Source organism: Leptolyngbya sp. CCY15150 (genome assembly GCF_016888135.1).
Taxonomy (GTDB): domain Bacteria; phylum Cyanobacteriota; class Cyanobacteriia; order RECH01; family RECH01; genus RECH01.
Genome location: NZ_JACSWB010000243.1, coordinates 54,992 through 71,117 on the forward strand (window position 1 = coordinate 54,992; position 16,126 = coordinate 71,117).

6 protein-coding genes are annotated in these 16,126 nt (G+C 49.1%); 5 read left to right on the top strand and 1 reads right to left on the bottom strand.

The genetic code is table 11. The features are described from left to right. Window positions 1-134: 134 nt before the first annotated feature. From JUJ53_RS18815 to JUJ53_RS18825, 3 genes are all read left to right on the top strand, one after another. The gene (locus JUJ53_RS18815) at window positions 135-3,311 is read left to right on the top strand and encodes a tetratricopeptide repeat protein (protein WP_204153574.1); all 3,177 of its coding nucleotides are present in this window, start codon (window positions 135-137) and stop codon (window positions 3,309-3,311) included. Window positions 3,312-3,426: 115 nt separating this feature from the next. Continuing rightward, window positions 3,427-3,852: a tetratricopeptide repeat protein gene (locus tag JUJ53_RS18820; RefSeq protein ID WP_204153575.1), complete on the top strand. Its 426-nt coding sequence runs from the start codon at window positions 3,427-3,429 to the stop codon at window positions 3,850-3,852. Between the two features lie 218 nt (window positions 3,853-4,070). After that, the gene (locus tag JUJ53_RS18825; RefSeq protein WP_204153576.1) at window positions 4,071-4,670 is read left to right on the top strand and encodes a hypothetical protein; all 600 of its coding nucleotides are present in this window, start codon (window positions 4,071-4,073) and stop codon (window positions 4,668-4,670) included. A 203-nt stretch (window positions 4,671-4,873) separates the two neighbouring features. Here the strand turns inward: JUJ53_RS18825 and glgB are convergent, their stop codons facing one another. After that, window positions 4,874-6,820 (bottom strand): 1,4-alpha-glucan branching protein GlgB, encoded by a 1,947-nt coding sequence (glgB, locus tag JUJ53_RS18830; protein ID WP_204153585.1) that lies wholly within the window; start codon window positions 6,818-6,820, stop codon window positions 4,874-4,876. Window positions 6,821-7,754: 934 nt separating this feature from the next. Between glgB and JUJ53_RS18835 the strand changes: the two genes are divergently transcribed. Continuing rightward, window positions 7,755-10,166: a calcium-binding protein gene (locus tag JUJ53_RS18835; protein WP_204153577.1), complete on the top strand. Its 2,412-nt coding sequence runs from the start codon at window positions 7,755-7,757 to the stop codon at window positions 10,164-10,166. Window positions 10,167-10,667: 501 nt separating this feature from the next. Further along, a complete protein-coding gene (locus tag JUJ53_RS18840) occupies window positions 10,668-15,854 on the top strand; it encodes a PAS domain-containing protein (protein WP_204153578.1) in 5,187 nt (1,728 codons plus the stop codon). Window positions 15,855-16,126: the final 272 nt, after the last annotated feature.

Below are 16,126 nucleotides of genomic sequence, written 5' to 3' on the forward strand. Positions count from 1 at the left end.
TTATGCAATTGCCTTCTCCCAAGCATAGCCAATGAGGTGTTTGAACAGATGACGAAGGACATAGGCGAAAACTGCATAGCTGCTTGCTGCCCTGCGACTATGTACGATATGGATGTAATGAGAAACCCCAAACCATGAACGCGAAAACATTTTTGCCGTTGCTGACTTCGTTGCTCGTTGTGCCTGTTTCCCTGTTTGTGGTACTGTTGCCAGCCTCACGGGCGGAGGCTCAGGTTACGGTTGCCCAGATGGATGCGGCAGCCTTGCTGGTAGGAGCAAATCGCCTTCTCCAACAAGGCATTCAACAGTATCAGGTAAGCCAGTTTCAATCTGCCTTACAGTCCTGGCAAAAGGCACTAGAACTCTATCAAGATCCATCTGTGCGAACTGCGTTTCCTCAAGAGAGCCGTCAAGGAGAAGGAAATGTACTACGGCGCTTAGGCAATATTGACTTTGTACTGGGTCAGTACGATCAATCCATTGACTTTTATGAGCAAGCTCTTGAAATTGCCCGTGAGATGGGCGATCGTTCTAGTGAAGGCAGCGCTCTAAGTGGTCTGGGGAATAGTCACGCGGCTTTGGGTCAATATCAACAAGCAATTGACTTCTATGAACAAGCCCTGGAGATTGCCCGCGAGATTGGCAGTCGCGATGGAGAGGGATCGGTTTTGGACAGTTTAGGTAATGTTTACCAAAGTCTGGGTCAATATCAACAAGCAATTGACTTCTATGAACAAGCCCTGGAGATTGCCCACGAGATTGGCAGTCGTTTTGGTGAAGGCAGCGCTCTAAGTGGTCTGGGGAGTGGTTACGTGGCTTTGGGTCAATATCAACAAGCAATTGACTTTTATGAACAAGCCCTGGAGATTGCCCGCGAGATTGGCAGTCGCAGTGGAGAAAGATCGGTTTTGGACAGTTTAGGTAATGTTTACCAAAGTCTGGGTCAATACCAACAAGCAATTGACTTTTATGAACAAGCCCTGGAGATTGCCCGCGAGATTGGCAGTCGCGATGGAGAGGGATCGGTTTTGGCCAATTTAGGTAATATTTACCAAAGTCTGGGTCAATATCAACAAGCAATTGACTTCTATGAACAAGCCCTAGAGATTGCCCGTGAGATTGGCAGTCGTTGGAGAGAGGGATCGGTTTTGGACAGTTTAGGCAATGTTTACCAACGTTTAGGTCAATATCAACAAGCAATTGACTTTTATGAACAAGCCCTGGAGATTGCCCGCGAGATTGGTACTCGTTCTGGTGAAGGCAGCACTCTAAGTAGTCTGGGGCGTGGTTACATGGCTTTGGGTCAATATCAACAAGCAATTGACTTCTATGAACAAGCCCTGGAGATTGCCCGCGAGATTGGCAGTCGTTGGAGAGAGGGATCGGTTTTGGACAGTTTAGGTAATGTTTACGGTCGGCTCGGGCAACATCAACAAGCGATTGACTTTTATAAGCAAAGCCTTGCTATTGCGCGTGAGATTGGCGCTCGTGTTGGTGAAGGTAGTTCGCTGGGTGGGCTGGCCAATGCTTATTCAGCTTTGGGGCAGTATCAGAAGGCACTTGAGGGCTATCAGCAAGCGTTAACCATCGCTCAGGAGATTGGCAATCGCTCTGCAGAAGGCTTGTGGCTCAGTAATATAGGTTTCCTGCTGGCTCAGCAAAACCAACCCGAACTCGCTATTGTATTCTACAAACAATCCGTCAACGTCCGAGAATCCATTCGGGCTGATATTCGCGGCTTACCCCAGGAACAGCAACAAACTTATACCGAAACCATTGCAGGCTCATATCGGGCACTAGCCGATTTACTCCTGCAACAAAACCGCATCCTGGAAGCCCAGCGCGTCCTCGACCTGTTGCGCGTCCAAGAACTAGACGACTACCTCGACGGCGTTCGCAGTACGGCTCAGACGGAGAGCGGCATTGACCTGCGCGACCCGGAACAGGCGATCAACAACCGCGTCATTGCCGTGGGCTATGAACTAGCCCAACTGCGTGATATTCCTCCCAACCAGCTCTCTGATAACCAGCTTCAGCGCCTCAGCGAACTCGATATGACCCAGCGGGAGATGTCCGCCGATTTCCAGGGTTTCCTCAACAGTCCTGAAATTCAAGCCCTCGTTGCCCAACTCGATGCCAGTCTGCAAGAGCAAGACATCCTGGCCCGCGCTGATGAATTCATTAACCTGCAGAATAATTTACGTGCCATCGACCAAAATGCGGTGATGATTTATCCGCTGATCCTAGAAGACCGCCTGGAACTGGTGGTGGTGACACCTTTCAGCGAACCTGCTCGCTATCCCGTTCCGGTTGACTCCACCGAGCTCAATGCCGCCATTGTGGAATTCCGTCAAGCTCTGGATGACCCCACCAGTGACCCGCGCCCTATTGCCCAACAGCTTTATGATTGGCTAATCGCGCCGATGGAAGACGACCTAGAAGCCATTGGAGCCGAAACCATTCTCTACGCCCCCGACGGAGCCTTGCGCTATATTCCCCTCGCTGCCCTGCACGACGGCGACCAATGGCTGATTGAGAACTACCGCATCAACCACATCACCGCCGCCAGTCTGCAAAACTTCACCCTACGCCCCAGCGCTACCCCCTTGATCCTAGCCGCCGCTTTCAGTGAAGGAGCCTTTGACGTCCAGATTGGTCAGCGGTCATTTTCCTTTGCGGGTCTTCCCTTTGCTGGAGTAGAAGTGGAAAACCTGGTCGCTGCTTTTCCTGACACCACCCAGTTGATGAACGATCGCTTCAGCCGTTCCCTGGTCGAGCCATTGATGGACAGCCACACGATTGTGCATTTGGCCACCCATGCCGCCTTTGTACCCGGTTCTCCAGCAGATTCATTTATTCTATTTGGCAATGGCGATCGCCTCTCCCTGCAAGACATCCGCGACACCTGGCAAGGACGGTTCAACCGAGTAGAGTTGATTGTGCTGAGTGCCTGTGAAACTGGGGTCGGGGATGCTCTGGGCAATGGGGAAGAAATCCTTGGGTTTGGCTATCTGATGCAGGAAGCAGGAGCCTCAGCAGCGATCGCTTCCCTGTGGGCGGTGAGTGATGGCGGTACGCAAACCTTGATGGATGCCTTCTACGCCAATCTGAACCAGCAGATGACCAAAGCCGAGGCCCTGCGCCAAGCCCAGATTGCCTTGATTACCGGCGATCTAACCGCCTCCGGCGTAGAGCGGGGTGCCAGTATCGATGTGATCAGCACCCGCACCGGCCTGCCGATCGCTGTTGCAGAGACCCTGTCCCATCCCTACTATTGGGCACCGTTCATTTTGATTGGCAACGGATTGTAATCATCTCATCACATCATCAAAAACTAGACAGGAATACTGCATAGGTGTGTGGTGTCCTTCCAGTATGTGAGTTCAGTTCACCAAAACATGGATCACAAAAACGGAGGAGTGAATGATGATGTGTCGTGAAATGCCCCCCAAGGTCACCAGCTTGGAGCCGATATTTGCCGAACGGATGGAGCACGCGGATGATTGGTATGAGTGGGGACAACGGTTAATTGAGCTGAGAAAATACCCTAAGGCCTTGCTGGCATTTCATCGGGTGGTGATGCTGTCGCCAAGGCACAAGCAAGGATGGTATCAGTTGGGACGGCTATGGGGCGTGTTGGAACAGTATGAGCCGTCGATTCGTGCCTTGGATAGGGCGCTGGCGATCGCCCCCGATCATGCTCAGGCTTGGTATTACCGAGGGTTAGCTTTTTATTATCTATCGCAGCGGCAGGAAAGTATCGCGTCGTTAGAACGAGCGGTGCAGTGTGATCCAGGATTGACGGAGGCGGTAGAGTTGTTGCAAGTGTTGCGAGACGAGGGTTGTAGTTAGCTCAACCCGCCTAGGATCGTGACTACGGTTGGGGCATGGTTACCTGAGGAAGTTAGAGGTCATGGTGATGGCTAGATACCGATCACAGAGTACATTGCTGCCATCTATCACCACTATTTCCACATGCTTATCCCTAGCATTACTCTATCAATAGCTAAGCTACATCCCCAAAGCCATTGGTTGACAGATACAATGTCGTACATTCATCAGTAAGCATCATGAAAATAAAGCATGTTTGTCTATTTTTCTGTGCGGTTACGTTATCGATTTTGGCAACATCGACTCCCGCCTATGCCCGTCGTCGAGCTCCCGTTATTATTTCGTGGGGAGGAGAACGGATTATTAAAGTTGCTGACTTTCCAGATACGGACATTTTTAGGACTACTGATGGACGGTATATAGATCCTGGCTATCGATACAAGCAGATAAAGCTCTTTTTTATTCCTGTATGGAACTATGGTGGTCAATGGTGTGGCTATATTGGTACTACAGAGCAGTACTTAGACATTGACAAAGCGCAATTAGATGTCTTTGCAGGATTTGGCGGCATTCAACTCCCCGATACTCCAAGCCTTCCATCTTGGGATGCCTATGGAGGAAAACTAGTATTTCTTTCGTTCTTTATCATCTTAGTTGTTATTGGCAAACGGAGGAAGGAAGACTCAGCACTACCGCCGTCGATACCATTGCCAGAGCCTCCAAGGTCAATCAATCCTCCCATGCCAAATCCCATGGACTCATCCAAACTACCCAAGCCACCCAGAGCACCTAGCATAAGGGATAACAAGAACCAATCTACGGATGAATCGCAAAGATAATTGATTCGTGCCGATTTCAATCACGCAAGGCATCTTCCCGACAGGAGCGATCGCTGGCGTTGCTGACTAGCAGTATGATTCCACGACATTTTGAAAAAGTTTCAGATCCTGTCGCTAGGGTTCATCTCCTGGTTCAGCAACATCGAGCGATCGCCATCATGACTTGTTGTTTTCAAGGCTAGCGAAGCGATTGAAGCCACTATCTATGAACTTACCCAACGAAAGATCATGACGGAGATTGCCGGAACTGTCACCTCGATAGCGTAGGGCCATGCCTGTCCCCACTCACGCGTTTCCAAAGGATCAGAGTGAATTTGACCATGCCCTCCATAGGTATGGGCATCGGTATTCAGCAACTCCTGATAGGTGCCACTCTCCCGCACGCCCACCCAATAGTGATGATAGGTATTGGGCTTGAAATTACAGATCACCACGAGAGATTCACCGGAGGTTGGATCTTTGCGCAGGTAGGAAATTAGTCCCCGTGCTCCATCGTTACAGTCAATCCACTCAAAGCCTTCTTGACGATCATCACAGGCATACAGCGCAGAATGAGAGCGATAGAGACGGTGTAAATCAATCACGAGTTGCTTTAACTGTTGATGGGGAGCATACTGCAATAATCCCCAAGCTAGGTCAGCATTGACGTTCCATTCCTGGGTTTGACCAAACTCCATTCCCATGAATAAACTTTTCTTACCTGGATGAGTAAAGAGGTAACCAAAGAGCGATCGCAGGTTAGCCATTTTTTGGCGATCGTCTCCAGGCATTTTGTGGAATAGGTGTCCTTTGCCATGCACCACCTCGTCGTGAGACAGGGCTAGCATAAAGTGTTCGCTGAATGCATACCAAAGGCTAAACGTTAGGGTGCCATGCATATTAGAGCGATCTTGGGGATGCACCTGGAAATAACGTAGGGTATCATTCATCCAGCCCATATTCCACTTGAAGGTAAACCCTAACCCTCCCTCTGACGTGGGAGCAGATACCTTTGGCCATGAGGTAGATTCTTCCGCAATGGACATGACACCGGGGTAATAGTCAGCGATCGCATCATTGAGCTGTCGCAGAAAGTCCACGGCTTCTAGATGCTCATGGCCACCATGGTGATTTGCTATCCATTCTTGGCGCTCATAATCTAGATACAATAATGATGCAACGGCATCCACTCGAATACCATCAATGTGATAGTTTTCACACCAAAACAGCGCGCTGGCAATCAAAAAGTTACAGACTTCTTTCCGCCCATAATCGAACACTAACGTTCCCCAACTCTTGTGTTCGCCTTTGCGGGGATCGCCATATTCATACAGGGGTTGACCATTAAACTGAGCTAGGCCATGGGCATCTTTAGGAAAATGTCCTGGCACCCAATCCAGAATCACACCAAGGCCATGCTGATGGCATTGATCCACAAAATACATGAAATCTTGGGGACTGCCATAGCGCGACGTTGGCGCATAAAAACCGACGACCTGATACCCCCATGAACCGTCGAAGGGATGCTCCGTAACCGGCAGCAACTCAATGTGGGTATAGCCTAGCTCTAAAACGTAGGGAATCAAGCGATCGGCAAGTTCGCGATAGGTGAGGAAGCGAGCACCGCTTTTGTGGGGAACAGGCACCGCCTCACCATTCTCCGGAGGATGCTCAAGGGCGTCATGGAGCCATGATCCTAAATGGACTTCATAGATAGAAACAGGGCAGTTGTGAGGTTGCTGGTGCGATCGCTCTTGCAGCCACGCTTGATCATGCCAGTTGTAGGCCAGGTCAGTGACCACGGATGCAGTTGCCGGTCGCAGTTCTTGCCGATAGCCGTAGGGATCCGTTTTGAGCCACGTATGCCCTTGATCATCCCGCAGAGCATATTTATAGAGCGCACCCACGGCTAGACCAGGCACAAACACTTCCCAAATACCCATTTGGTTATGAGCCATCGGACATTGCTGCGCATCCCAATGGTTCCAATCACCTACCACCGACACCTGCTGAACATGGGGAGCCCAGACAGCAAATAATACGCCCTCCTGTCCGTTCACCTCGGTAGCATGAGCGCCAAATTTTTCATAAATGCGGTAGTGTGTACCTTCACCAAAAAGATGAACGTCAAAATCACTAAACCAGTGGGGGATTGGGGCGATCGCTTGCATCAGAATCAATTAACCTGAACACTAAATGGCATAGCAGGCGTCACCCTGCCACTGCCGCCATTGTCTGTAGATTAGGCCCAGATTGCAAGCGATCGCCCCAGATGCTTGTCTAATCGTTGAAGCAAAGCTTCTTGCATGTTGGCTTTATGGCTCTTGTGTCTCTACAGGCTATAGTACAGGCGATCGCCTCTTCGATCAATCCCTTCCTCAACCTGTCTGACCATGGCAAAATCAAGACATACCCCTCAGCCGACACCTTTATACCCTGAGCGATGAGGCAATACCCATACCTCGACCTTAAAATTGGCCGAGCTCGAAACCCCAGAACCACGCAATCCGCAATTCAAGCCCAGCCTAAACTCTGACGGATGACCGAACACATCTAATCGATGCCTCCTAACACCCAGAAAATACGGTAAATACTCAAGATTTTTACTACATTAAAAACCCCGTGTTATTTCGGAACTTACAGAGTGTCGGTATATTTTTCAGTAGATCTACGCTTCCACTAATTTTCCGTCAAAAGAAATGGGAGATCATCACGCAGGACTTCGCGGATATCTGGAGAACTAAGCTCCAAACTCCGTGATTTTGCACATCCGCTAGGCAGATGACTTGGAGTTCAATACAGATATTCCAAAAGGTAATTGACTTCAGGAACCCCACGGAAAGCTGCTTTGCTCTGTGATCCTGAGTTCTCTACCGGCGGAATCCATCATCAGGGTGTGTCTGCACCTAAATCTGCATCTAGTCCAGGCCCATTACTTCTACTTTGCTTGTAATGATTCTCTTCTGAGAGCTGTAAATAGATAGAACCATCAAGCCTTGTTGATCGTTAATCCATCTTATCTAAAGTAGTAGACAGTCAACCAGCCTTGATGTGCTCGTATGTCTCGTATGCCTAGTTCAGTCGTTCTTTATTTTATCATCTTCTATGCCTCTTCTCTCCAACCTTATCCAGCCGATTACAGGGATCACGAATGTATTGCTAGGCAACATCTATGACAAGAGCTTAGCGTTGTGGAATAACCTATTGGGCGACGATGTACTACTGGACAACATTGTCCAAGATACAGGTGAATTGCTGGATGATACTATTGATTTATTATCTAGTACGTCCAGTACCTTCACAAGCATTTCAGATCAGATTAACGGCGGCACGAGCCCTACCGTAGCTTTGCTAGACTTGAACGGTTTGGTGACCAGTCTTGATGCTGCTGTACCCGATCTAGCAGCTCTAAACTCTGAGGCTGTTGATCAACTGGTTGGCTTGATGACGCAGCTCAGCCTTGACCTCACTGCAGTGGTGGGAGCTGCTGGAACATTGACGGATGAAGAAGCGATTGAGTTTCTCTCCATCATGGGCGAAGGTACGAATCTTTTGAATGGTTCTTTGACGGACGGCTTTATTGAAGGGCTTGTCACAGATATCAGCGATAGCTTAGCGGGGATTCTTGGAAATAGCTTGATCTTAACTGATGCCTCAGACGTTCTAGGCGTTGAGGTAACAGACGCTATTGAAGGTGTTCTCAACAACCTCAACACCGTTACCCAAGACCTGCCCAACTCACTCCAAGGTGATCCAAATACACTCTCAACCACCCTACAATCTCTAGTTACCGAGGTTCAAGGTCTTGTTGACACATTAGCCGGCTTGACAGATAACTCCACCATTGCTGCGCTATCTACCACACTCTCAGGCTTGAGCGATCGCCTCTTAGCTGTCGTTAAAGACTTAGATGATGGCACCGTTCCTAGCCTCACGGAGTTGGTGAATGCGATCGCTCCTGTAGCTGACGATCTCCTAGGCATTACCTCTGCGTTAGATAATTTAGAGCTGCCAGTCAATCCCTTCATCCCTAATGAGACAGTCATCAACAGTCTCATTGATACTCTGGGTGAGCTAGGCTTTACTGAGCTAACAACTGAATTGACAGGTTCTCTGACAGAACTACAGGCTCTTCAAGATGCCCTTACTAATGGAACACAGGATCCAGGACACGATTTTCAAGCCATTGCTGATGTCCTGAACCAAATTGTAGATAATTTTGATCCGATCGTCACAGCTCTGCAAACAGAGGGCAGCCCGTCTGCCCTAGAGTTAGCAAATCTATTGCAGGAACTGTCCACTAGCTTGACCGCCACTGTAGATGACTTGGTAGATGGCAATCCACCTGTAGCCGAGGATCTGCTGGATCAACTGCTGCAACCTACAGATGACCTTGGTGATCTAGCAGAAACTCTAAACACCAATCATCGCATTGGTACGGATGGTGATGATAGTTTTGGGACTACCTTCAGACGTGATGTCTTTGAGATGGGTGCCGGTAATGATACCGTAACAGCTACCTTTAGTGACTTGCACCAAAGCGATAGCTTAGACGGCGCTACGGGAATTGATCGCTTCGTCGTCACAGGGGGCAGCAGCTCTGATAGCCTGATCCTACGCAGTTCTTCAGAGGCTAGTCGCCACAACTTAGTGCCTAGTCCCAACATGGAGGGTACTGTCGTTCAAAACTTTGAGCAGTTTGATCTCTCTGGGTTCTTGGGTCAAACGACGTTCACTGGCGGTTTGGAAGATAACTTGGTCATCGGTGGTGCAGGCAATGATGTCCTCAACGGCGGTGGCAGTAGCGATGATTTTGATGGTGGAGATGGTAACGATCGCCTCGTTGGTGGAGCGGGTGATGATGTCCTCAACGGTGGACTCGGCAACGATCGCCTCGTTGGTGGAACGGATGATGATGTCCTTGACGGCGGAGCCGGTGACGATATTCTCAGTGGTGTACGTGGCAATAATCGCTTGATCGGTGCAGCCGGTAATGACTTCCTTAAAGGCGGTGCTGAGAATGATGTTTTATTGGGCGGTGCAGACAACGATCGCCTCGTTGGAGGTCGAGGAAACGATATCCTGAACGGTGGTGCGGGTAATGATCGTCTGGTCAGTGGCCCTGGCAATAGTCGCCTCCTTGGCGGTCAAGGCAATGATATCTTAATTGGCGGTACCGGACGTAATGCTCTCAGCGGTGGAGGTGGTCGCGATCGCTTTGTGTTTGAAAAGGCACAGGGTACAGCCGATGTGGTTACTGACTTTAACGCACGTCAGGATCAAATCGTAATCGCCCGTCGAGGATTTGGTGCCGTAGGGCTGTCGGCAGGTAGACTGCCAGATCGTCAGTTTGTCCTAGGCAGCCGTGCCCAAAGTGCTGATGAACGGTTTATCTATGACGATCGCTCCGGTACGCTCTTCTTCGATCCTGATGGCAACGGCTCTCAAAAGCAACGAGCGATCGCTGTTTTAGGTGGTCAGCCCTCATTGTCGGCTCGTCAGATTGTGATTGCTTAGCTCTCCAACCTAAGCTTCCAACATCTATCTTGGCTTACCATACTTAAAGTAAGCTAAAAAGGTTCCTATCTAAGCTGGTGTTTGCAGTACAAACACCAGCTTTTTTATACGTTGCTAAACAACTCGGGTATTGCTGAATCACAATAGGATTTACGCTAACGAGTCGTAAGCAAGACACTCACCCTTCATTCACAGGTGTTGGTTAGATGAGAGATGACTTCACTGAATCAACCCTTGCATCATGAGCTGTTCAGAAATAGATTCATCTCAGAGATCAGCAACACCCATTCACAATCAAGCGTGAGCATCTTGCCCACATTTTGATTTCACGTCTTCATTCAGCACCGCCACAGCTCATATATCTTCAGGTAACGTGGTAGACTCCTAACCGCTGGTTCAAGTAGGTAGTCACGTCTTCTTCCCTAGCTATGCTCGCTATGCGATAACACACAAGCTAGCATAGGTTACGATAGATGCAGGATTCATCCATAGGGGCAATCCATGTCACATCTAAACCCGGCTGCTCTCTCACCCAACCCAACGACTCTCCAGCGGCTTGGTCTTAACCAGGCTTGCTTAAAACAGCCCTCTACATCAGCTCTAGGGCTGTGGATAGTTATCATTCCCAGCCTGATGGGTATGGCTGAAAATAACCTACATGCCATGGTGCAAGGCAGGTTCTTAGAGTTTTGTGCTCTTGATAATCTCTTCACTGCTGATGGCTGGGGTATGGCAGCAGGGCTGGGGATAATCGCGATCGCCCTCGGAGGATGGTTGCTGCAGCGCGATCGCCAGATACAACGGACATTACAGAAACAGACTAGCGATAGCAAAACGGTGGCAGATTCCCTACGCGATCGCGACCTAAAGCTGTCTTTAGCCTTGAAGGCCGCCAAGGCTGGGATGTGGCAGTGGGATCATGCCACCAATCAGGTGATATGGTCAGAGGAGAACTTTCGGCTACTGGGCTATGATTCCAAAACCTGTAAGGCTAGCTACGACCGATGGCTACAGGCCATCCATCCAGACGATCGAGACTCAGTTTATCACTATATTGATCAGGTCTTCAAAGAGCAACGAGATCTTTATTTAGAGTATCGTGTTTTACTGCCCAATGGAGCAGTGCGTTGGTTGGCAGATATCGGAGAAGTTGTCTACGACCCAGATGGCGCTCCCCTTGGGATGATCGGTATCCAGATTGATATCACAGAGAATAAACAGACCCAGCTAGATTTGCAACAGCTCAATCAGGATCTGGAATCTCGTGTAGAGCAGCGAACCGCAGCACTCCTCCAAAGTGAAGAGCGATTCCAACGACTAGCCACCAATATGCCTGGCGTGATTTACCAGTACCGATCATCTCCGGATGGGTCAGATGCCTTCACCTATATAAGTCCTGGCTGTCAAAGCCTCTACGGGTTTCCAGCCAAGGATTTAGAACAGGATTCATCCCTAGCGTGGAATGCCGTCCACCCTGACGATTTATCTTCAATTCAATCGTCTATTGCAACAGCTACCCAAACTCTCAGCCCATGGTCTTGGGAAGGTCGTATTATCACAACCTCAGGTCAAGTCAAGTGGATCCGTGGATCGTCCCGTCCAACTCAACAGGAGAATAGAGATATTATCTGGGATGGGCTGATGATTGATATTACGGATCGCAAGATAGCTGAAGAATCCTGGTTACAGAGTGAGACTCGCTTCAGCAATCTAGCCATGAACGTACCTGGTGCAATCTTTCGCTATTTGTTGCGCTCAGATGGAACAGACGCTGTGCTGTATATGAGTCCAGGCTGCTATGACCTATGGGAAGTTGAGGCACAGGACGTTGTCAAGAGTGCAAGGCTACTGTGGGATATGGTGCATCCCGAAGATCTCTCAGGAATGTATGCATCAGTGATGGAGTCTGCTCGTACCTGTCAGCCTTGGTCATGGTCGTGGAGAATTACGACGCCTTCTGGTCAACAAAAGTGGTTGGAAGCTGCAGGACGTCCAGAACAGCAAAGTAATGGAGACGTTATTTGGGATACATTGATTGTTGATGTCAGCGATCGCAAACAGGCTGAACATATTATTTATGAGAGTGAACGCCGCCTCAAAACTCTTTTAAGTAATTTACCTGGCGTAGCTTATCGCGTGAAGAATGATCCTGACTATACACCAGAGTTCATCAGTGAAGGAATTCTAGTCATATCGGGCTATACTCCTGAAGAATTTCTAGAGGCAGATGGGATCAGGCCAGGAAAAATGATTCATCCTGATGACATCGAGACAGTATGGGCCTCAGTGCAGACAGCCGTTACAGCTCGGGTGCCCTATGAATATGAATATCGCCTCATCACCAAAGCGGGTGACCAGAAATGGGTTTGGGAACGGGGACAGGGAATTTATGATGACGCAGGCTGTCTGCAAGGTTTGGAAGGATTTATCACAGACATTACAGCGCGCAAACAGACTGAAGAAGAGCTACGTCAGGTCTTAGCGACTAATCAGGCTATTTTGAAGGCTATTCCAGACTTAATTTTGCGGCTCAGTCGGGAGGGGTTTTATCGAGAGGTCATTCCTGCAGCAGAGGTACCCTTGGCATGTCCCGCTGTAGACATTGTGGGTAATAGTCTGTGGGATATACTGCCTGCCGATTTAGCTCAGGAGCGTATGGATGCAATTGAGCAGGCATTTCAGACAGGTGTGCCTTTCATCCATGAGTACCAAATTGTTGTAGAGGGGATAATTCGCTATGAAGAATCAAGGGTTGTGGTATGCGGTGAAGACGAAGCTTTGGTTTTAGTGCGAGATATTACAGACCGTAAGCGATCGGAGTTAGCCCTGCAAGATAGCGAGGAACGTCTGCGGCTAGCGGTGATGGCTACTAATCAAGGGCTTTATGATTTAGATTTGCGAACTGGTCATGCTATTGTTACACCTGAATATGCCACGATGTTAGGATACGATCCAGCAGACTTTCATGAAACTCATGAGCAGTGGCTTGCTCGGCTGCATCCTGACGATCGCGAACCAACGTTAGAGGTGTTTCGTGCCTACGTGGCAGGAGAGTTAGCCAACTATGCGGTAGAGTTCCGGCAGCGCACCCAGCTTGGAGAGTGGAAATGGATTCTATCTTTAGGTAAAATCCTAGCACGGGACGAAGCCGGGCAACCCTTACGGATGCTAGGTATTCACACAGACATTACCGATCGCAAACAGGCTGAAAAAGAACGCGATCGCTTGATTGCTATTCTAGAAGCATCAACAGACTTAGTAGCCATGACCAATCCTGATGGACAGGTGCTGTGGAGTAATGCTCAAGGTCGTCAGTATGTCCACAACCATTTAGGTACAGATGATCTATCAAGCCTCCATGTCGTGGACTGCCATCCTGAGTGGGCATCAACCCTGATCCAACAACAGGGAATTCCAGCGGCAATCCAAGATGGTACCTGGCTAGGTGAAACGGCGCTTTTGAACGCTGTGGAGTCCGAGATTCCGGTATCTCAGCTCATTATTGCTCACAAAGATAAAGATGGCAATCTAGAATATCTGTCTACGATCATGCGTGATATTCGGGAAGCCAAGCGTCGGGAGGCCGACCTTCGTCAGGCAGGGCAAGATCTCTACCAGCAGAATCAGCGATCGCAGCTTTTTTCTGAAGTCACCCTGAAAGTTCGTCAGTCTATTGAGTTATCTGAGATTTTACGAACAACAGTCACCGAAATTCAGCCGATCCTTCAAGCCGATCGCGTGCTGATCTACCAGCTTAATCCTGATGGATCTGGGCAGATTATCCTAGAAGAATCAGTTGCTCATGGTTATCAGTCATTACTAGGGCAGTCAATCTTTGATCCTTGCTTGCTCAACAATGTAGATCACTATCTTCAAGGTCAAATCACGGCGATCGCTGATATTGACCAAGCAGCGATCGCTGACTGCCATGTTGCTTTTCTCAAGCAGTTTGATGTGCGTGCTAACCTTGTAGTTCCGTTGCTAAAAGCCGACCAACTCTGGGGCTTGCTGATTGCCCATCAATGCGATCGCCCGAGGGAATGGCAAGAGTTTGAAATCGAGTTTTTATCCCAACTAGCGAACCAGGTTGGTATTGCCCTAACGCAAGCGCAACTCGTAGAAGATTTGCGCCGCAGCCAGCAATCCTTACAGCATCTCAACCAAGATCTAGAGCAACGGGTCGAACAACGCACCGCTGCACTGCGTCAAAGCGAGTCACTGTTGCTCGAAGCCCAGCGCGTCGCCCACCTGGGCAGTTGGGAGATGGACATTGAAACCGGAGAGGTAACTTGGTCTCCCGAACTCTTCGCCATTTTTGGTATGGAGCCAGCGGCGATCGCTCCTTCATATCACGATCAACAGTACATGTTTGCACCTCAAGACTGGCAAACTCTCACGAATTTGGTGAATCAAGGCATTCAGTCTGGAGTACCTTATACAGCAGATTTACAGATCATTCGAGCGGATGGATCCCTCGGCTATGTATTTGCCAAGGGCAAGCCGGTCTTTAGCTCCGGTGGTCAAATCCGGCGATTAGTGGGTATTGCTATGGATATTAGCGATCGCAAACGGGCGGAGCAGGCTCTAGCCGAAAGTGAGAGCCGCTATAAAGCCCTTGCTGCCACTGTGCCCGTAGCTATTTATCGTTTCGACAACCAAGGTCAATGTATTTATGTCAATGACTACTGGAGCCAGATGACCGGTCTTCCTAAAGCATCTGCCTTAGGAGATGGCTGGCAGCAATCACTGCATCCAGACGATCGAGCACGACTTCTCAATGAAGCTGCTCATAATCTAAGCTTCGATCAAGCGGTACAAACTGAAGGACGACATCTCTGCCCGGACGGCAGCATCAACTGGTTTTATAGTCAGATGTTACCTGAACTCGATGCTATGGGTAAGGTTAGCGGATATGTAGGAACGCTAACCGATATTACAGCACGAAAACAGGCAGAGCAAATCCTTCAGCAAACAGCAACACAGCTAGAAGCGGCGAATAAAGAACTTGAGTCATTTTCTTACTCTGTATCCCATGACCTGCGCGCTCCCTTGCGGCATATGAATGGGTTTGTCAATGCCCTCCAGCAACGCCTTAAAACACACAGTGCCCTCAATGATCCCAAGGTCGTCCATTATCTACAGGTGATTGAAAACAGCAGTCAGAAAATGGCGCTACTCATTGATGGTTTGTTGACCCTCTCACGAATCGGACGCAAACCGATTGTCTATGTACCAGTATCTATGAAAGCTCTCGCTGAAGAGGCGATCGCCCTCATGCAGGATCAGGGATCATCGCCGGTTCCCATTGAGTTCCGGATAGGCAATTTACCCAATATTCAAGGAGACGCAACACTACTGCAGCAAGTCCTGAGCAATCTAATTAGCAATGCCGTCAAATTTAGCCGTGCCCAACCTGAACCGTGGGTAGAGATTAGTAGCTTACCCGATGGCACTCTATTTGTGCGAGACAATGGTGTTGGTTTTCAAATGGAGTATGCTGATAAATTATTTGGTGCTTTCCAGCGTCTCCATGCTCAAACTGATTTTGAAGGAACCGGTATTGGATTGGCGATCGTTCAACGTATTATTCATCGCCATGGCGGCACCATCTGGGCTGAAAGCCAGCCCAACCAAGGAGCTACCTTTTACTTTACCATTGGTAGTCCTGCTCAGACCTCATCATCATGAATGGTCTTACAAGCTTGATGGGGATCAATGTCGAACTCAGAAATACAATGGATATTAGTCGCACGAGGGCTGATAATCCTGATCTAGGAGGCTTTGGGCCAGGTGGTCAGGACGGTTAGGATACTGAAACTGCATGAGGCCGATGAATCAGCAATTCGTATTCCAGGCTAGAAATAATAGACCTTATCGGAAATTGAGCTGATAGAATCGTTACTAGGAGCCTAGACTAGGGTGAGCCGATGAAAATGACCTACGCTGAGTTGCGGACAAAA